Origin of the sequence: Nonomuraea solani, assembly GCF_900108335.1 — a bacterium.
In the GTDB taxonomy this organism is placed as follows: domain Bacteria; phylum Actinomycetota; class Actinomycetes; order Streptosporangiales; family Streptosporangiaceae; genus Nonomuraea; species Nonomuraea solani.
Window position 1 is genome coordinate 100,044 of record NZ_FNVT01000005.1, and the last position, 18,499, is coordinate 118,542.

18 protein-coding genes are annotated in these 18,499 nt (G+C 71.2%); 12 read left to right on the plus strand and 6 right to left on the minus strand.

Annotated elements, in window-relative coordinates; translation table 11 throughout:
• The first annotated feature begins 4 nt into the window (after positions 1 to 4).
• Genes C4V41_RS20160 through C4V41_RS20190 form a run of 7 tightly spaced genes read left to right on the plus strand, consistent with a single transcriptional unit; the run spans position 5 to position 6,652 of the window.
• Positions 5 to 1,048, plus strand: a complete 1,044-nt coding sequence (locus C4V41_RS20160; protein WP_103957912.1) for an MCE family protein — start codon at positions 5 to 7, stop codon at positions 1,046 to 1,048.
• Entirely contained in the window at positions 1,048 to 2,073 is a 1,026-nt protein-coding gene (locus C4V41_RS20165; RefSeq protein WP_103957454.1) for an MlaD family protein, read from the plus strand. Before C4V41_RS20160 ends, C4V41_RS20165 begins: the two co-directional genes overlap by 1 nt.
• Positions 2,070 to 3,095, plus strand: a complete 1,026-nt coding sequence (locus tag C4V41_RS20170) for an MCE family protein (RefSeq protein WP_103957455.1) — start codon at positions 2,070 to 2,072, stop codon at positions 3,093 to 3,095. Before C4V41_RS20165 ends, C4V41_RS20170 begins: the two co-directional genes overlap by 4 nt.
• Entirely contained in the window at positions 3,092 to 4,102 is a 1,011-nt protein-coding gene (locus C4V41_RS20175) for an MCE family protein (RefSeq protein WP_103957456.1), read from the plus strand. The genes C4V41_RS20170 and C4V41_RS20175 overlap by 4 nt, the downstream gene beginning before the upstream one ends.
• A complete protein-coding gene (locus C4V41_RS20180) occupies positions 4,099 to 5,418 on the plus strand; it encodes an MCE family protein (protein WP_103957457.1) in 1,320 nt (439 codons plus the stop codon). Before C4V41_RS20175 ends, C4V41_RS20180 begins: the two co-directional genes overlap by 4 nt.
• Positions 5,415 to 6,047: a hypothetical protein gene (locus C4V41_RS20185; RefSeq protein ID WP_103957458.1), complete on the plus strand. Its 633-nt coding sequence runs from the start codon at positions 5,415 to 5,417 to the stop codon at positions 6,045 to 6,047. The genes C4V41_RS20180 and C4V41_RS20185 overlap by 4 nt, the downstream gene beginning before the upstream one ends.
• A 17-nt stretch (positions 6,048 to 6,064) precedes the next feature.
• Entirely contained in the window at positions 6,065 to 6,652 is a 588-nt protein-coding gene (locus tag C4V41_RS20190) for a 4'-phosphopantetheinyl transferase family protein (protein ID WP_103957459.1), read from the plus strand.
• 77 nt (positions 6,653 to 6,729) lie between these two features.
• On the opposite strand, the gene C4V41_RS20195 is transcribed toward C4V41_RS20190, so the two are convergent.
• The gene (locus C4V41_RS20195) at positions 6,730 to 7,659 is read right to left on the minus strand and encodes a cation diffusion facilitator family transporter (protein WP_103957460.1); all 930 of its coding nucleotides are present in this window, start codon (positions 7,657 to 7,659) and stop codon (positions 6,730 to 6,732) included.
• A 34-nt stretch (positions 7,660 to 7,693) separates the two neighbouring features.
• On the opposite strand from C4V41_RS20195, the gene C4V41_RS20200 reads away from it, so the two are divergent.
• The 3 genes from C4V41_RS20200 (at position 7,694) to C4V41_RS20210 (ending at position 10,403) form a co-directional block, all read left to right on the plus strand.
• Entirely contained in the window at positions 7,694 to 8,152 is a 459-nt protein-coding gene (locus C4V41_RS20200; RefSeq protein WP_200824111.1) for a MarR family winged helix-turn-helix transcriptional regulator, read from the plus strand.
• Between the two features lie 77 nt (positions 8,153 to 8,229).
• Entirely contained in the window at positions 8,230 to 8,880 is a 651-nt protein-coding gene (locus tag C4V41_RS20205) for an LppX_LprAFG lipoprotein (protein WP_103957462.1), read from the plus strand.
• A complete protein-coding gene (locus C4V41_RS20210; RefSeq protein ID WP_103957463.1) occupies positions 8,877 to 10,403 on the plus strand; it encodes an MFS transporter in 1,527 nt (508 codons plus the stop codon). Before C4V41_RS20205 ends, C4V41_RS20210 begins: the two co-directional genes overlap by 4 nt.
• Before the next feature lie 7 nt (positions 10,404 to 10,410).
• On the opposite strand, the gene aspS is transcribed toward C4V41_RS20210, so the two are convergent.
• The 5 genes from aspS to C4V41_RS20235 form a co-directional block, all read right to left on the minus strand.
• Positions 10,411 to 11,673: an aspartate--tRNA(Asn) ligase gene (gene aspS, locus C4V41_RS20215; protein WP_103957464.1), complete on the minus strand. Its 1,263-nt coding sequence runs from the start codon at positions 11,671 to 11,673 to the stop codon at positions 10,411 to 10,413.
• A 317-nt stretch (positions 11,674 to 11,990) separates the two neighbouring features.
• Positions 11,991 to 13,382 carry a ribosome biogenesis GTPase Der gene (gene der / locus C4V41_RS20220; RefSeq protein WP_103957465.1) on the minus strand — a complete coding sequence of 464 codons (1,392 nt, stop codon included), beginning with the start codon at positions 13,380 to 13,382 and terminating at the stop codon, positions 11,991 to 11,993.
• A gap of 30 nt (positions 13,383 to 13,412) precedes the next feature.
• A complete protein-coding gene (gene cmk, locus C4V41_RS20225) occupies positions 13,413 to 14,141 on the minus strand; it encodes a (d)CMP kinase (RefSeq protein ID WP_235030262.1) in 729 nt (242 codons plus the stop codon).
• A gap of 52 nt (positions 14,142 to 14,193) precedes the next feature.
• Positions 14,194 to 15,552: a carotenoid oxygenase family protein gene (locus tag C4V41_RS20230; RefSeq protein ID WP_103957466.1), complete on the minus strand. Its 1,359-nt coding sequence runs from the start codon at positions 15,550 to 15,552 to the stop codon at positions 14,194 to 14,196.
• Positions 15,549 to 16,172, minus strand: coding sequence for a TetR/AcrR family transcriptional regulator (locus C4V41_RS20235; protein WP_103957467.1), 624 nt, complete (start codon positions 16,170 to 16,172; stop codon positions 15,549 to 15,551). Before C4V41_RS20235 ends, C4V41_RS20230 begins: the two co-directional genes overlap by 4 nt.
• Positions 16,173 to 16,331: 159 nt before the next feature.
• On the opposite strand from C4V41_RS20235, the gene C4V41_RS20240 reads away from it, so the two are divergent.
• A complete protein-coding gene (locus tag C4V41_RS20240) occupies positions 16,332 to 17,624 on the plus strand; it encodes an aspartyl protease family protein (protein ID WP_103957468.1) in 1,293 nt (430 codons plus the stop codon).
• A 38-nt stretch (positions 17,625 to 17,662) separates the two neighbouring features.
• Complete coding sequence (locus tag C4V41_RS20245; RefSeq protein ID WP_103957469.1) at positions 17,663 to 18,496, plus strand: glycosyltransferase family 2 protein; 834 nt, start codon at positions 17,663 to 17,665, stop codon at positions 18,494 to 18,496.
• Positions 18,497 to 18,499 lie beyond the last annotated feature (3 nt).

An 18,499-nucleotide genomic window follows, 5' to 3' on the forward strand; every position in this document is an offset into this window, starting at 1 on the left:
GAGCATGGAACGTGTCCGCCGCCGCTGGACCTTCGTGCGCTTCGCGCTGTTCGTCGGCCTGACCGTCGCGCTCATCGTGCTGATCAGCGTGCAGATCGCGCGGGTGAGCACCGGCGGCGGCTACCGGCTGGTCGCGATGTTCGACGACGTGTCCGGGCTGACCGAGGGCGACCAGGTGAAGATCGCCGGGGCGCCCGTCGGCCAGGTGGAGACCATCAGGGTCGTCGGCGGGCGGGCGGAGGTGACCATGGAGGTGCAGGACACGGTCAGGGTGCCCACCGACACCGAGGCGGCCGTCCGCTGGCGCAACGCCGTCGGCCAGCGCGTCGTCTACCTGCTGCCCGGCACCGCGCCCGGCCTGCTGCCACCGGGCTCGCGCATCGACCGCACCTCCTCGGTCGTGGACATCGGCGAGCTGGTCAGCGACCTCGGGCCGCTCACCAGGAGCCTGGACCCCGAGCAGATCAACCAGCTCCTCACGGCCGCCGCCAAGTCGCTCAAGGGCAACCACGAGAACATCCCGCGGCTGCTCGACAACGTCAACGCCATCACCACCACGGTCAACGAGCGCAAGAAGACCATCGAGCAGCTCCTGGAGGACTACGCCACCGTCACCGGCGTGGTCGCCAGGCGGGACCGGCAGATCGAGCAACTGGTGGACAACCTGGTCACGCTGTCGGAGGCGTTCGCCGGCAACCGGAAGCTGATCGACGACGCGCTGGTGGAGCTGTCGGCGACGTTCCACACCACCAACGAGGTGCTCGGCAAGAACGCCGATGAGCTGGGCGCCGTGGTGGACAACCTGTCGGGGCTGACCGGCGGCATCAGGCGGAACGTGGCCTCGATCGACAAGACGGTCAGCACGTTCCAGCCGTTGCTCGCGCGGGCGTACACGACCGTCAACCGGGGCCGCTACTTCATCACCGCGGTCCCGTGCGTGGCGCTGAGCGCCGCGCCCTGCCCCTACCCGATGGAGGCGCCGCCGCCGCTGCGGACCACCAGGATCCAGAGCGAGAAGGACCTGCGGAAGCTGCTGGTGGGACAGTGATGGCGCTCAAGTCCTTCCGCGACCGCAACAAGCACGCCGTCGGGCTGGTGTCGCTGGCCACGCTCGGCGCGATCCTGGTCGCCACGTTCCTGGTGGGCAACCTGGGGCTGCTGGAGGGCGGCTACCACATGTCAGGGGTGTTCGCGGACTCGGGCGGCCTGCGGACCGGCAACGACGTCCGGGTCGCCGGGGTGCGCGTCGGCAAGGTCACCGAGGTGCGCGCCGACTACGCCCAGGGGCACGTGGTCGTCACCTGGAAGGTGGACGACGGCGTGCGGCTGGGCCGCAACACCCGGGCCGACGTCGCCCTGTCGAACCTGCTCGGCGGCCGCTACGTCAAGCTCACCGGGCCGGTGTCGGCCCCGTACATGGACCAGTTGCCCGAGGCCCAGCGGCGCATCCCGGTGGCGCGGACCGGCGTGCCGACCCTGATCAACGACGCCATCAAGGACGCGACCCGGCTGGTCGAGCGGCTGGACACCGACGCCGTGGACGACCTGCTCACCGAGCTGGGCAAGATCGACACCTCCCGGCGCGGCCGCGTCACCCGGCTGCTGGACAACATCGGCGACCTGTCGGACACCATCAGCAAGAGCGAGCCGCAGCTCCAGCGGCTGCTCGACAACGGCGCCCGCATCATGGACGTCCTGGAGCGCAAGGACCGGCAGCTCGGGCGGCTCATCGACGCCATCGAGATCCTGCTGAACGAGCTGCGGGCGCGCCGGGCCGAGCTGCGCACGCTGCTCGGCGACGGCAGCGACCTGGTACGGAGCACGACGCGGCTGATCAACGAGCACGAGCGCACGCTCGTCCAGGTGCTCGACGACAACGTGGCCATCACGACCCGGCTCAGCGGCAGCAACGAGCGGCTCAACTCGCTCCTGGCGTGGGCGGGCCCGACCTTCTCCGGCCTGTCCACGATGGGCGGTCAGGGCCCGTGGTTGGAGGCCATAGCCACGGGCCTCGGCCCCATCAACCCCGAAGTGCTCGGCGCGATCGCCAAGGACAGGAAGAGCGACGGATGAGACGGCTGGTGGCGGTGCTGCTGACCTGGACGCTCCTGGCGTCCGGGTGCTCTTTGACGGGGGCCGAGCCGTACCGGCTGGTGGCGATCTTCAGCAAGGCGCCCGCCCTGTACGAGGAGGCGCGGGTGAAGGTGATGGGCCTCGACGCCGGCTACGTGGACCGCATCCAGATCCAGGGGGACAAGGTACGCGTCGAGCTGCGGATCGACCGGGAAGTGCCGTTGCCGGCCGGTGTGAAGGCCGTGGTCGCCCCGCAGAACACGCTCGGCGAGCGCAACGTCGTCCTCTATCCCCCGTGGAAGCCCGGTGACCAGCGGATCCGGCCGGGGGCGACCATCCCGCTGGAGCGTACCGACCTGCCGGTGGAGATCGACGACGCGCTCGACGCGTTCACCAAGCTGACCGACGCGCTCGACGACGAGAAGCTGGGCGACGTGGCGGACGATCTGGCCGACGGCGTCAGAGGGCGCGGCAAGACGATCAACAACGCGATCGCCGACACCTCCGAGCTCACCGGCGTGCTGGCCAAGCAGGACCAGCGGCTCGTCGACCTGGCCAAGGGCCTCAACAAGCTGGCGACCAGCCTCAACAGGCGAGAGGGCCAGGTGACGGGCGCGATCGACGCGTTCTCCGAGGCGAGCGCGGTGCTGGCGGAGGAGCGGCGGCGGCTGCGCGAGTTCGTGAGCTCCATGGCCGGGTTCGTCCGGCGCGGCGACGTGATCATCGAGCAGTACGGGCAGCGGCTGCCGCAGGCGGCCACGACGCTGGCCGAGCTGGTGCTGACGGTCCGGGCCAACAGCGCGTCCGCGGCGCGGGCGGTCAAGGGCGCGGCCGACCTCGCCGACGTGGTGATCGACGCCTGGGACCGCGAGCAGCACGTACTGAAGATCCGCGTCGTGCTCAACGCGATGACCAGGGCGTGGCTGACACCGCTGTTCGACGCGCTCAACCTGGGCCCGGTGCCGTGCCTGCCGGCCGGGCTGAGCAACTGTCCCTTCGAGCGGCGGGGAGGCCGGCGATGAGAACGCGGCTCCTGGCCGGGCTGGCGGCGCTGGCCGTCACCGCGTCGTGCTCACTGCAGACGCTGGGCTCGACCAGCGGCGACCTGACCCTGCACGCGGTCTTCGACGACGTGCAGAGCCTGGTGGCCGGGCACAGCGTGCAGATCTCCGACGTGCGCGTGGGCACGGTCACCGGGATCCGGCTGCAGGGCTACCGGGCCAGGGTGACGATGTCGATCCGGTCCGAGCGCCGGCTGCCGGTGGGCAGCACGGCCACGGTGGCCAAGACGTCCGTGCTGGGCGAGAACTACGTCCTGCTCACCCCGCCGCGCGGCAAGGACCTGTCCACGGGGCCGTACCTGGCCGCCGGCGCCACGATCTCCGAGACGTCGGTCGAGCCGGACATCGAGCAGGTCACCGCGAAGGCCGGGCCGCTCATCGAGGCGCTCGGCGCGCAGGACGTGAACGCCATCCTGGACGCCGCCTCCACCGCGTTCGCCGGGAAGGGCGACGACGTCAACAAGCTGATCAGGCGGACGGCCGAGGTCACCGACGCCTACACCGCCGCCCGCCACGACCTCGGGACCAGCATCGACGCCCTGGCCCGGCTGGGCGACGACCTCGCCGAGGGCAGCGCGGAGCTGGACCGGCTGCCGGGCACGCTGGCGGCGGCCACCGCGCGGATCGCGCACGGGCGCAGGCACGTCAAGAAGGCCATCGTGGCGCTGACGAAGCTGGCCGAGGAGGCCAACCTCACCGTCTACCCGCGCCACGCCGCCCGCCTGCGCACGCTGCTGCGGGAGCTGGAGGCCATCTCGACGGCGATGCAGCGCGGCAGGAACGACCTGAAGACGCTGGTGGCCAGGCTCCAGGCGTTCATCGACACGCCGCCCATCACGGTGAACGGGCAGGTGCTGATCTATCTCTGGCTGAAGGGCGTGCTGCTGCCCGCCCGGCGCACCGGCGACCGGCCCGCGCCGCCGAACCGGATCGAGGACTTCCGCCTGCTCCTGGAGCCGCCGCGATGAAGAACCGCATCTATCTGAACCTCGGCTTCTTCGTCGTGCTGGGCGTCGTCATGACGGTATGGGCGTTCAGCACGATCATCCGGCTGGACGCGATCGAGCGGCCGTACCGGGTGTCGGCCGAGTTCGTCTCCTCGCCCGGTCTCATCCGGGGGTTCGACGTGGCGTACCTGGGGGTGCGGATCGGCAAGATCGGCGACGTGCGGCTGGCGCCCGGCAAGATCGTGTTGGGGCTCGACATCGACAGGGAGATCCGGCTGCCGAAGGGCGTGACGGCCGAGGTACGCCGCAAGTCCGCCATCGGGGAGCCGTACGTGGAGCTGTCGCCGCCCGCCAAGGGCGTCACCGGGCCGTCGCTCGCGGCCGGCGACACGATTCCGCTGGCCAAGACCACGGTGCCGCTCGACTACAAGAAGCTGTTCGAGGGCGTCGGCAGGCTGCTCAACGCGGTGCCGCCGAAGGACGCCAAGACCATCACCCACGAGCTGGCCGTCGCCCTGGACGGCCGGGCGTCGTCGATCAGGCACATCATCGACGACGCCCACGCCGTGACCGGCACCCTCGCCGACAACGCCGACGTGCTCGACGACCTGTCGGTGCAGCTCACCCGGCTCACCCACACGCTGGTCGGCAAGCGGGGGGAGCTGGCCTCCGGGATCACGGACCTGAGCACGGTGACGGCCGCGCTGCGGGCCTCCCGTACGGACCTGAACGCCTTCCTCGATCAGGGGCCCGGGGTGTTCGCCCAGCTCGACACGGCGATCAGGCGATCGCGACCCGGGTTCTCGTGCCTGCTGACGGCGGCCGGGCTGCCGCACCGGCCGGTGTTCTCGGCCGAGACCGGGCGCAACGTGCACCACCTGCTGAGCATCATGCCGACCGCCCTGAGCCTGGCCGACGACATCAGCGACCGGCGCGGGGACACCGTGTACGGCAAGGCGACGTTCGTGTTCAGCGTGCCGGGCGCGCCCGAACCGGCCGAGGAGTACGCGGGCCCGCTCGGCCCGCCCACGGTGCCGAAACTCCGCGCCTGCCCCGACCGCCGGCCCGCCCCCGACCGTCAGGAAGCCGCCGATCTGGTCACCGACCGGCGCGAAGTCTCTACGCCCTCCCCCAGCCGCCGGACGGAGAGCCGCCCGGCCACCGAACCGCCTGCCGCGACCCCCAAGGGCGTGGCCGCCACCAGAGCCTCGTCCGGTACCCCGTTGAACACCGTCCCGCTGATTGCCGCGATATTCCTCGCCGTGGTGGCGAGTGGTGGCATCGTGGGCTGGATCGTGGCGGGCCGGGCCGCTCGCCGCCGTGAGGAGTCACCATGACCACCAGTCAGGACGTCACCGGCCAGGCCCAGACGGAAGACCCGGCCCCTCCGGAAGTGACCGTTCCCGGGCGCTTCACGCGGAGCAGAGTGCTGGCGGCGGTGGCCGCGATGGTGGTGGCCGCGATCGCCGCCACCGCCGTACTGCAGTGGGTCTCCGCCGCTCAGGCCCAGGACGCGCGCGCCAGGCTGGATTCGGAGCGCTCCCTGCGCCTGGAGGTCTCCGGCGCGGCGAGCGCCTTCAGCACGGCGCTGCTCAGCTACGACTACCAGAACCTCCAGACCACCCGCTCCACGCTCGCGGCCCAGGCCACCGGCGACTTCCTGGCCACGTACGACGCGGCCTTCGGCGGCGCGATGGCGCAGGTCATCGTCAAACTCAAGGCCACCTCGAACGCGACCGTGCGCGAGGTCTACCTGGCCGACGTGGACGAGGCCACCGCCCACGCCATCGTCGTCGTCGATCAGCAGGTGAACACTTCCGAGGCGATCCGCTCCGTCAAGGACTCGCACCTTAAGATCAGTCTTGTGAAGGAGAAGGGGCGCTGGAAGATCCATGACGTGACCGTGCTCGGCGCGGCCTCGGAGGACCAGTACAACCTCAACGGCGACGAGAAGAAGAAGGACTGACGATCGGCCCTTTAGCGATGGGCGGCCACCCCGATGAGGTGCGCGCCCCGGACGACTGGCTCACCGAGGTGGAGCGGGAGCGAGCGGCGCGGTTCAGGTTCGACGCCGACCGCGCGTGTTTCGTCGCCGCCCACCTCCTCGTACGGCTCTGCGCCGCCGCCGCGCTCGACGCCCGGCCGCACGAGCTGACCCTGCGGCAATACTGTGACCTGCACGGCTTCGGCCACGGCAGACCGTCCATCGAGGAGGCCCCCGACCTGGGCGTCAGCTTCAGCCACACGCGCGGCTACGTGTGCGCGGCGGCGGGGCCCGGCAAGGTCGGCGTGGACGCCGAGCGCGTCCGGCCGGGGCCGCTCGACGCCGACCTGGCCGACCGGGTGCTCACTCCACGCGAGCGGGCGCTGGTCACCGGCAACGACGAGCTGATCAGGCACTGGACGCGCAAGGAGTCCCTGATCAAGCGGGGCGAGCTGACGCTCGACAAGCTGCACACGGGCGGCGACGACCTGACGGGGCGGCACCTGCTGGAGTGGAGCGCCGGGCCGGACATCCGGGTCGCGGTCGTCACGGACACCCCGGCCCGGAGGGTGCCCATCCCCGGCTGAACCACCACACTTCGGCGAGGCCCTTCCGTTGGGAAGGGAGGGGCCGGTCACAGCGGCTGGAAAAGCGGAAGGGGCGGTCAGAGGCGGCGGCGGGTCGGGGTGGGGTCGAGGAAGACCTGCCTGACGCCCGGGAAGGTGTCCCGCAGTCGCCGGTCCACCTCCTCGCAGGCCCGTTCGACCCCCGCCGCACTCGCCTCGTCCCTGAAGTCGATCTTGGCGGCGACCAGGATGGCGCCCGGCCCGATCATCATGGTGAGGAGCTCGACCACGTTCTCCACCTCGGGCTGCCCCGCCAGCACCGCGCGGATGCCGGTCTCCAGCTGCTGGGGCGCCGCCTGGCCGATGAGCAGCGACATGTTCGACTGGATCAGGGTGAGCGCCACGGCCAGCAGGAGCAGGCCGATCGCGACCGAGGCGGCCCCGTCCCAGAGCGCCGAGCCCGTGAGCTGCGAGCCGAGCAGCCCGCCTCCCGCGATCAGCAGCCCGGCCAGGGCGGCCGCGTCCTCGAACAGGACGGCCTTCAGGGCGGTGTCGGAGGTGAGCCGCACCAGGCGCAGCGGAGACACCCCGTGCCGGCCGGCCTCGCCGCGCAACTGGGAGAAGGCCTTGGCGAACGAGATGCCCTCGATGACGAAGGAGACGGCCAGCACGATGTAGGAGGGGGTGAGGTTCGCCAGCTCCTCGCCGTGGCCGATCTCGTGCAGCCCGTGCGTGATCGAGAAGCCCGCCCCGCCGACGAGGGTCGCGACCGCCGCCATCATGGCCCAGAAGAAGCCCGCCTTGCCGTGCCCGAACGGATGGCGCCGGTCGGCGGGCTTGTCGGAGCGGCGTACCGAGACCAGCAGCAGAAGCTCGGTGACGGTGTCGGCGGCGGAGTGGGCCGCCTCCGAGAGCATGGCCGCCGATCCGCCGATGAGACCGGCGATGAGCTTGGCCAGCGCGATGGTCAGGTTGGCCGCGCCCGCCACGAGCACGGTGCCCAGGCTTTCCCCCGATTTCTCCTCCATAGCGCACCACTGTATGTGCGCTACATTGGAGATCATGAGCGCGCCTCGCTGGCTTTCACCCGCCGAACAGCGTGCCTGGCGTACACACCTGGCGCTGCACAAGCTCCTCATGCACCGGCTCGACCGCGAGCTGCAGGAGCACTCGCTCTCGCTGAACGACTACGAGATCCTCGTCAACCTCTCCGAGAGCCAGGACCGGCGCATGCGGATGAGCGACCTGGCGGACGCGACGATCCAGTCGCGCAGCCGACTGTCGCACCAGATCGCCCGCATGGAGGCCAAGGGGCTGGTCACCAGGGAGGACTGCCGCGACGACCGGCGGGGCACGTTCGCCGTGCTGACCGACGAGGGCTGGGAGACGATCCAGCGGGTGGCGCCGTTCCACGTGACGAGCGTGCGCGAGCACTTCGTCGACCGGCTCACCGACGATCAGCTCCAGGCGATCGAAGAGGCGTACGCGCCGCTCGTGGAGCAGTTGAAGAAGCTCCGCTGAGGCCCTGGAACAGCTGACACCCAACCGATATCAGCGATGGCGCACGGACCTTACGGGCGCTCGCTACGATCCGCAACATGCTCAGAAAGCTACTGATCGTGGCCGTCCTCGCGCTGGCGTCGGCGTGCTCGTCGAGCGGCGGCGGGGCCGAGTTGCCCGCGGGTCCCGACCTGATGAAGAAGGCCTCCGAGGCCATGAAGGGCGTCAAGTCGGCCGGCTTCTCGATCGCGACAGAGGGCAAGCCGAAGGTGCCGGTCAAGAAGGCCGACGGCCGGCTCACGGCGGCGGGTGACGCCGACGGCTCGCTCACGCTCGAGGTGCTGGGCACTCTGCAGGAGGTCAGCTTCGCCCTGGTCGGCGACACCGTGCACTTCAAGGGGCCGACGGGCGGCTTCCAGAAGATGACGCGGCAGCAGCTCGCGCAGTTCTACGACCCGTCGGTGATCCTGGAGCCGACCAAGGGCATCGCGCAGTTGCTCGCCTCCGCCACCGATCCCAAGGTCGAGGCCCTGGAGAGCGGCGCCTACCGGGTCGCCACCACCTTCCCCGCCCAGGTCGTCGGGCAGATCATCCCCGGCGTCACCCAGGGCGTCAACGGCAAGGTCTGGATCGAGCAGGCGACCAGCCGGCTCACCAAGGCCAGCCTGCCGTTGCAGGGCGGGACGGTGACGGTGTCGTTCAGCGACTACGACGCGCCGATCACGATCACGCCGCCCGCCGCCAAATGAGCCGCGCCCGCCGGGTCGCGCTCGGCGCGGGGGGCGCGGTGGTGCTCCTGGCCGCGCTCGACGCGTACGTGGTGGTGACGGTCCTCATCGACATCGCCGAGGACGTGGGCATCCCGCTCAACCACCTGGAGCGGGCCACGCCGATCGTCACCGGCTTCCTGCTGGGCTACGTCGCCGCGATGCCGCTGCTCGGCCAGCTCTCCGACCGTTACGGGCGGCGGCCGCTGATCCACGCGTGCCTGGCGGCCTTCGCGCTCGGCTCGGTGCTGACGGCGCTGGCCTCCGGTGAGGGCATGGTGGTGGCCGGGCGCACGGTGCAGGGAATCGCCGGCGGCGCGCTGCTGCCGATCACGATGGCGCTCATCGGCGATCTGTGGGACGAACGGGAACGCCCGGTGGCCCTCGGAGCGGTCGGGGCCGCGCAGGAGCTGGGCAGCGCCCTCGGGCCACTGTACGGCGGCGTGGTCGCGCTGATCCCCAGCACCATCGTGGCGGGGGTGGAGCTGGGCGGCTGGCACGCCATCTTCTGGATCAACCTCCCGCTGGCCGCCCTGGCCGCCGTCGCCGTCCACCTCACGGTCCCGGCCCGTACCCGGCCGAGCACCACCTTCGGCGTGGGCGCCGCGGCCGGGCGGGTTGACGTGGTGGGCGGGGTGCTGCTGGCGCTCGCGCTCGGGCTGCTGGTCGTGGGCCTGTACAACCCCGACCCCGAGAGCTCGGTGCTGCCGCCGTGGGGCCTGCCGGTGATCGCGGCCGGTGTGGTGGCGGCCGGCGGCTTCGTGTGGTGGGAGATCCGCTCCCCCGTCCGGCTCCTCGACCTCACCGGCACCCGCAAGGGCCCGCTGCTCGCCACGCTGGCCGTCAGCTTCCTGACCGGGGCCGCGCTCCTGGTCACCATGGTGTTCGTGCCCTTCACCGCGCAGACCCTGCTCGGCAAGGACGCGCTGGCGGCGTCGCTGGTCCTGGCCAGGTTCCTGGCCGCGCTGACCGCCGGCGCCCTGGTCGGCGGGCTGCTGGCGCGCAGGCTGGGCGAACGCGTCGTGGCGATCGCGGGGCTGGCGGTGGCGGCGGCCGGCTACTGGCTGATGAGCCGGTGGCCGCTCGACCTGACCGGCGCGGGCCTCGTGGTGGACCTCGCGCTGGTCGTCGCCGGGCTGGGGCTGGGCCTGGTGATCGCCCCCGTCTCGTCGGCGGTGCTGCGGGTGAGCACGGCCGCGCAGCACGGCGTGGCGTCGGCGGCGGTCGTGGTGGCCAGGATGATGGGCATGCTGATCGGCATCGCCGCCGTGTCGGCGTGGGGCTTCTACCGGTTCCAGTCGCTGACCGCGGACCTGGACACGCCGCTGCCGTTCGGCGTGGACCCGGAGGTCTACCAGCGGCGGCTGGCCGACTACACCGCGAAGGTGCAGGCGGCCCTGCACACCGAATACACCGAGATGTTCCTGGTCACGGCGTTCATCTGCGTGCTCGGTGTGGCCGTGGCGCTGCTCATGCCCCGCCGCCGGGCCGGCGACGGGGCATGAGGCCCGCTCAGGGTGAGAGGCGGTTGAGGTCGCGGGGGAAGGCCGTGACCTGGCGGATGTTGGCGGCGCCCGTCAGCCGGGCGGTCCACCGTTCGAGGCCCAGCGCGAACCCTCCGTGGGGCGGCATCCCCTGCCGGAACGCCTGCAGATAGCCCCGGTACGGCCCCGGTTCCTCGTTCCTGTTGCCCAGGGCGGCGAGGTAGTCGGGGTATCGGTGCAGCCGCTGCCCGCCCGTGACCAGCTCCATCCCCCGGAACAACAGGTCGAACCCGTTGGAGTAGCCGGCCCGCGCGGGGTCGGGATGGGTGTAGAAGGGCCGCTTGGACAGCGGGTAGCCGGTGACGAACAGGAACTCGGAGCCGTGCTCCTTCTCCGCCCACTCCGACAGCCACCGCTCCTGCGCGGGGGCCAGGTCGGGCTCGTCGGACGAGGTCAGCTCCTGCGCGTCGGTGAAGTGGACGACCGGGATCTCGTCGGGCACCTCCGGCAGCGCGAGGCCGAGCAGGTCGAGGGCGGGGGCGGCGCGGTGGCGTACCGACTCGATCATGCCCGCCAGCACCTCCCGCAGCACGGCCATCACGTCCCGGTGGTCCTGGATGAAGCCCAGCTCGGCGTCCAGGCTCGTGTACTGCGCCAGGTGCCGTACGGTGTCGTGCGGCTCGGCGCGGAAGACGGGCCCGACCTCGTAGACCCGCTCGAACACCCCGACCATCGCCTGCTTGTAGAACTGCGGCGACTGCGCGAGGAACGCGGGCCGCCCGAAGTAGTCGATGCCGAACACGTTCGCGCCCGACTCGGTGGCCGAGGCGACGATCTTCGGGGTGTGGATCTCGGTGAACCCCTGCCGGTCGAGCGTCTCGCGGAACCCGGCCACGCTGGCGGCCGAGATCTCCAGTGGCGCCCGCAGCATCGGGTGCCGCAGCGTGACGGGCGCGTGGTCGAGCAAGGTCGGCAGCGCCGCGCCCACCACGGGGCGATACAGGTCGATCGGCGGCGCCGCCCAGTGCTGGGTCAGCACCTCGACCTCGGGCGCGACCAGCTCGAACCCGCCTGGCGCCTGCGGGTTGTCCGTCACGGTGCCGGTGACCTGGACGACGCTCTCCTCAGGAGGCAGGTCGCCCGCGGCCACCACCTGGGCCAGCCCGGTGCGGTCCCTGACGACGAGAAAGGACACGGATTTGAGTTGCCGGCGGCGATGGACCCATCCGGCGATCGTCACTCGTTGCCCGGCGTGCTCAGCGAGCTCCGCCGACATGACACGAGAGATCATCACAGCTCCTCACGAGGAATTGCATGACCCCTTGGGAGTGCGGGGGAGAAGGGAGCTCCCGGTGCCACCGCACTTTCGCCGCCTCACGAGGAGACGGCCTCGGCGACCCGATGACGGGGGTCAGGCCGGCGGGGCATTTCCTCCCCGCACTCGGGAGTGTCTTCACCAGTGGGGCACGGGGCCGCCTTCACAGCTACCGGCGGCTCTCTGGACCCGTGCGGAGCCGCTGGCTACTCGTCTCCGTCAACGCGTTGCGTCGATCTTACGAGCATGCGAAGGGGACGGCAAAGTGATTGCCGCCCCCTTCGCTTCAAGCCTTACTTGTCCTTCTTCTGGCGCTTCTCCCGGATCTTCATCGTGACGTCGATGGGCGACCCGGCGAAGCCGAACTCCTCCCGGATGCGCCGCTCGATGAAGCGCCGGTAGGTGTCCTCCAGCCACCCGGAGGTGAACAGCACGAACTTGGGCGGCTCGACCGACGCCTGCGTGGCGAAGAGGATCTTCGGCTGCTTGCCGCCCCGCACCGGCGGCGGCGTCGCCTGGACCAGCTCGGTCAGGAAGGCGTTGAGCCGCGCCGTCGGCACCCGGGTGGACCAGGAGTCGAGCGCCTTCTCCAGCGCCGGCACCAGCCGGTCGAGGTGCCGCCCGGTCTTGGCGGAGATGTTGACGCGCAGCGCCCACGGCGTGCGGACGAGCTGGCGGTCGATCTCCTTCTCCAGGTAGTAGCGCCGGTCCTCGTCGACCAGGTCCCACTTGTTGAAGGCCACCACCATGGCCCGGCCCGACTCGATGACCAGGCTGATGATGCGCAGGTCCTGCTCGGTGAGCGTGTCGCTGGCGTCGATCAGCACGATCGCCACCTCGGTGCGCTCCAGCGCGGCCCTGGTGCGCATGGCGGCGTAGAAGTCGGCGCCCTGCAGCTCGCGGTCGCGCCGCCGGATGCCGGCCGTGTCGACGAAGCGCCAGGTGCGCCCGCCGAGCTCGATCAGCTCGTCGACCGGGTCGCGGGTGGTGCCCGCCATGGGGTCGACCAGCACCCGCTCCTCCCCGGCCAGCTTGTTGAGCAGCGAGGACTTGCCGACGTTGGGCTTGCCGAGCAGGGCCACGCGGGCGGGCCCCCGCTCGGCGCCGAACGTCACGGCGGGCGTCTCGGGCAGCGCGTCGAGCATCACGTCGAGCAGGTCACCGCTGGAGCGGCCGTGCAGGGCCGACACCGGATAGGGCTCGCCCAGCCCGAGCGACCACAGCGCGGCGGCCTCCAGTTCGAGCTGCTGGTTGTCGACCTTGTTGGCGGCCAGGATGACCGGCTTGCCCGACTGCCGCAGCACCGAGCCCACGATCTCGTCGGCGTCGGTCGCGCCCACGGTGGCGTCCACCACGAAAACGATGACGTCGGCCAGCTCGACGGCGACCTGGGCCTGCTCGGCGATGCGCAGGTTCATGCCGGTGGCGTCGGGGTCCCAGCCGCCGGTGTCGACCACGGTGAAGCGGCGGCCGCGCCAGTTGGCGTCGTAGGTGACGCGGTCGCGGGTGACCCCGGGCACGTCCTCGACGACGGCCTCGCGGCGGCCGATGAAGCGGTTGACCAGCGTGGACTTGCCCACATTGGGCCGCCCCACGATGGCGACGACGGGCAGCGGAGTGCTGTCGTCGTGTTCGGTGATCTCAAGCTCGTCGAGGTCGGCCTCGACCCAGTCCCCCGTAGACACGTTCTTTCATCCTTTGTGAGTGCCGCACCTTCAGGTGCGCTCGTGTATACGGTCGCGGCCGCTTCGGGACTCGTTGGGTCGTCTCTTGCTCTCTCCCCCCGAGCTCCTCCGCTCCGCGACCAGTCTCAGCACCTCCGCGATGACCTCTTCGAGGTTCAGCGCGGTGGTGTCGAGCTCGACGGCGCCATCCGCCATCGAGAGTGGGTCCGTCTTCCGTGTTGAGTCCAGGGTGTCACGCCTGGCCATGGCCTCCTGCTGCGCCTCCACCGTGGAGCCGGCCACCTCGGCGCTGCGCCTGCGGGCACGGGCCTCCGGACTGGCCGTCAGGTAGACCTTGACGGCGGCGTCCGGCCAGACGACCGTGCCGATGTCGCGGCCCTCCACCACGATGTCACCGGCGCCGATGATCTCCCGCTGCAGCTCGACCAGCCGCACCCGCACCTCGGGCACGGCGGCGACGGCGGAGACCGCGCCGGTGACCTCGGCCGCCCTGATCGGCCCCGCGACGTCGACGCCGTCGACGTGGATGGCGGGGCCGTCGGGGTCGGTGCCCGAGACGATGGACGGCTCGCCGGAGCGGGCCGCGATCGCGGCGGGGTCGGCCAGGTCGACGCCCCGCTGGAGCATCCACCAGGTGATCGCGCGGTACATCGCCCCGGTGTCGAGGTAACGCAGGCCCAGCGCGCGGGCCACTCCGCGCGAGACACTCGACTTACCCGACCCCGAAGGACCGTCCATGGCGACGACCAGACCGGTCACGGCCTCTCCCTCTTCACGTTTGTCCCAACCTGAAGAGGCTACCGCCTCCCGCTCAGTCGGCGATCCAGCTTCCGTGGAAGCCGAGCGGCACGCGGGCGGGCAGGTGCACGGTGGCGACCGGCTCGCCGGCGAAGTCCTGGCCCGACAGAATCACCAGATCGGCGGCGCCTCTGGCGGGGTTGTTCACGTACGAGATGACATATCCGTCGTCCTCGGCCTCGCCCGCGCCGACGAAGACGGGCTCGCCCACGTACGCGCCGCGCCCGAACTGCCGCGACTCCTGCGTGCCCTTGTCCAGGTCGTGCTTGATGAGCGTGTTGTCGAACACCTCGTCGGGCAGGTCCTCCATCTCCGCGACGGCCGGGCCGACCACGTCGTGCAGCTCGCGGGTGGCGGCGGTGTAGCCGTAGCGGTAGGGCAGGCCGCTGCGGCGCTCGTCCATGCGCGGGAACTCCTGCGTCCGATCGTCGAGCCGCTGCTCCCGGACCCGGCCGGTGGTCAGGTCGATGCGCCACCGGTCGAGGGTGGGCGGGCCGCCGAGGTCGAGCCGCGCGTCCACGAAGCCCTTCGGGTAGCTGACCAGGTCGACGACCACCTCGTCGCCGTCGTCGTAGGCGTTGAGCGTGTGGAACACCCAGCACGACGGCGCCTCCACCCACCGCAGATCGCCGGTCGCCCGCGACAGGAGCCCGATCCTGGCGGGGTGGGCGTCGTTCCACGCGTACGGAAGCTGCACGCCCTTCTCCGCGTGCGCCATGCTGAACGTCACCGGCAGGTCGTAGATCACCACGAACCGCTCGGTGATCGCGAAGTCGTGCACCATCGGCGCGTCGGCGATCGGGATGTCCCTGACCTGCGTGACCGCGCCCTTGGCGTCGATCACGATGTGCTGGTGGTGGTCCCAGCCGAAGAAGTAGGCCAGCGCGTGCAGCTCGCCGCTGACCGGGTCGGCGTGGGTGTGCGCGGCGAACCCGCCGGGCAGCCCGCCGTCGAGGTCGCACGCGCCGATGGTCTCCAGCTCGTACGTCAGCTCGTACGGCAGCGGCCCCGCCTCCACGGTGGCGAGCGTGCGCCCGGCCACCCCGATGACGTGGGTGTTGGCCGCGAAGTCCATGCCCCCGTGGACGCGCCCCGGCCTGGGCTGCTCGCCGAGCCGGCGGGAGACCTCGGCGTTGCGGACCCACCGGTTGCGGTACCACTCCGCGCGGCCCTCGCGCAGCCGCACCCCGTGCACCATGCCCTCGCCGAGGAACAGGTGGCCGGCGTGGGGGTCGTCGAGGCTGAGCGGGTTGGGACCGTTGCGCAGGTAGCGGCCGTTGAGCTCGGCCGGGATGCGGCCGGTGACCTGAAGGTCGAAGGCGGTGATCTCCTCCGCCACCGGGGCGAAGCCGTCTTTGTAGGGAGTGGTCATGGGGTGTCCCTTCCGTCAGCGGCCAGGAACGGCGAGAGCACCGAGGTGCAGAGGAGCCGGTAGCGCCGAGCGGCCACGTCCTGATCGAAAAAACCTGAAATTTCCAGACTTACGGCGCCGTGCATCGCCATCCACAGCACGTCGGCGACCTCCTCGGCCGCCGCGCCGCGTAGCGCCCCGGTTTCGAGGCAGCTCATCACGCCGCGTACCAGCAGGTCGAAGGTTCGCTTGGCCGCGCCGATCGCCTCCGAGCCGGGCTCGAAGCCCGGCATCGCCCCCTGGAACATGAGGCGGTAGTAGTCAGGCTCGCTCAGCGCGTAGTCCCGGTAGGCCGTCAGCCCGGCGTACAACCGCGCCAGCGCGTCGCCCTCCGGCGGCACCTCCAGCAGCCGCCGCTCGAACCGGCCGAACCCCTCCACCCAGAGCGCCTCGCTGAGCCCGTCTTTGCCGCCGAAGAGCGTGTAGATCACTTTGGTGGAGCAGCCCACCTCGCCGGAGATTCGCCGCACGGTCAGGGCCGCCGCGCCCTCGGCTATGAGCAGCCGCTTGGCCGCGTCGAGGATCGCCGTCCTGACGACGCCCTGCCCTTCTCGCTGGGCCTGCCGGTATGCGGAGGTCATCTGGTAACGCCGTTTCTTATGGGTAACACTGTTACCCACTTTGTACGCCACTCCCGGCCGCCCGTCAATGTGACACGACCATGACACGGCGCGAACGAGGCGGGGACGCGGCCGGTCGACAGTGGACGAGGTCGATCGGCAGGCGAGTAAGGAGAAGATGTGGCTGGTGACGGAAATTGGGACCGGCGTTCGCTGTTGCGGGGCGCCGCCGTCGTGGCCGGTGCGGCCGCGACCGCGCCGCTCCTGGGCAGGGCGGCGCACGCCGGCAGCGGTGACGCCGACGCGCTGTTCAAGGCCGGGAGGTTCGAGCAGGCCGGCCGGGCGTACGAGGAGATCCTGAAGACGGACCCCGCGAACCTGCACGCGGCCCGGCAGCGCGGCTACGTCGGGCTTCTGGGCAACCGGTTCGCCGACGCCGAGAAATACCTCAGGATGGCCGTCCAGCTGGCTCCCGGCGACAAGGACGCCAACTACTTCCTGGCCGACTGCTACATCCGGCAGGACAAACTCTCTCAGTCCGTACCGCACTGGCAGGCGATCGGCGAGGACAACTACGCCAAGTGGTTCGCGGCGGTCCGCGGCGAGGCGTACCAGGTCCACGGCGACCTCGCGAAGGTGCCGTTCGACCAGATGGACCCGGTGCCGCTGGTGGAGGCCTCGGTCAACGGCGGACCGGCGAAGCGCTTCACCTTCTACACCGGCGCCCCGTCGCTGTCGCTGTCGGCGACGGTGGCCAGGGAGGCCGGGCTGAGCCCCGTCGCCAGTCAGAAGATCGATTACCTGAACGACGTCATATGGGCGCACTACGGGGTGCTGGACTCCTTCAAGCTGGGCGGCATCGAGCTGCGCAACCTGCCCGTGGGCTGGTCGGAGACGGAGTCGGGCGACGATGTCGGCACCGACAGCGACGGCATGATCGGCACGTGGGTCTTCTACCACCTGCTGACCACGTTCGACTACGCGGGACGGCAGCTGATCCTGCGCCGCCGGACCCCCGAAACGGCCCGCGCCGCCGCCGCGCGGGCGGGCGCGGAGCCGCTGCCGATGTGGCTGGCCCGTGAGCAGTACGTGCACAGCAGGGGCGGCGTCGCCGGTGTCGCCGACTCCGGCTCACGGGTGGTGGGTGTGAACCTCGGCGGGCACAACGAGGCCGCCGCGGTCATCTTCGGGGAGACGGGCGAGCGGTTGCGGATCCGCAGCGACAACGACCGCCCGATCGAGACCTTCGCCGGCAGCCACCCGGCCGTCACCCACCCCTGCTACCCGAAGGAGATCCGTATCGGCGACGCCGCCGCCAGGGACATCTACTGCTACACGCACCCTCAGGCCCCGATCACCCGCAACGGGTTCGACGTGCCGGTCGCCTTCTTCCACCCCTTCTTCAAACCCTTCAACGTCACCCTCGACTTCACCGGCATGAACCTCTACATCGCCCGCGGCGCGGCCACCTGAACAGGAGTAACACTCCCGTTCCCGGTTAGTGATCCCATGTGACGGGGGAAGCGCGGGTCACCGTGGTCGTGGCCGGCAAGGATCGGCTGCGGGCGCTGGCGCGCTCGCTTCCGCTGCACCCACGCCCGGTGATCCTCGTGGACAACGGCTCCACCGACGGGACCGCCGGGTTCGTCCGCCGCCACTTCCCCGACGTTCACCTGGTCGAGCCGGGCGCCGACCTGGGCGCGCCCGCGCGCAACCTCGGCGTCCGGCTGGCCGCCACGCCCTACGTGGCCTTCGCCGACGACTCCTGGTGGGCGCCGGGCGCGCTGGACCGGGCCGCCGACGTGCTGGACGCCTGCCCGCGACTGGCGGTGGTGGCCGCCCGCGTGCTGGTGGGCCCGGAGGAGCGGCTGGACGCGGTGTCGGAGGCGATGCGCCGCTCACCGCTCGGCGTCGAGCCGGACCTGCCGGGGCCCAGCGTGCTGGGGTTCCTGGCGTGCGGGGCGGTGGTGCGCAGGGAGGCGTTCCTGGAGGCGGGCGGGTTCGACGACTTCGGTGCGGAAGAGCGGCTGGCCGTGGATCTGGCCGCGAAGGGGTGGGGGCTGGCGTACGTGGACGACGTCGTGGCCCACCACCACCCTTCGCGCGACCGGGATCCGCGCGGCAGTCAGGCGCTGGCCACGCGCAACGCCGTGCTGACCGCGGTGCTGCGCCGCCCGTGGCGGGTGGTGGCGCGCCGTGCGCTCGCCGCCCTGCGCGCCGGGCCGACCGGCTGGAAGGGCCTGCGCACGGCCGTACGGCGGCTGCCACGGGCGCTGGCCGAACGGCGCGAGCTCCCGGTCTCGGTGGAACGGGCACGGCGCACGCTGGAGCGGCACACCACGTGAGGC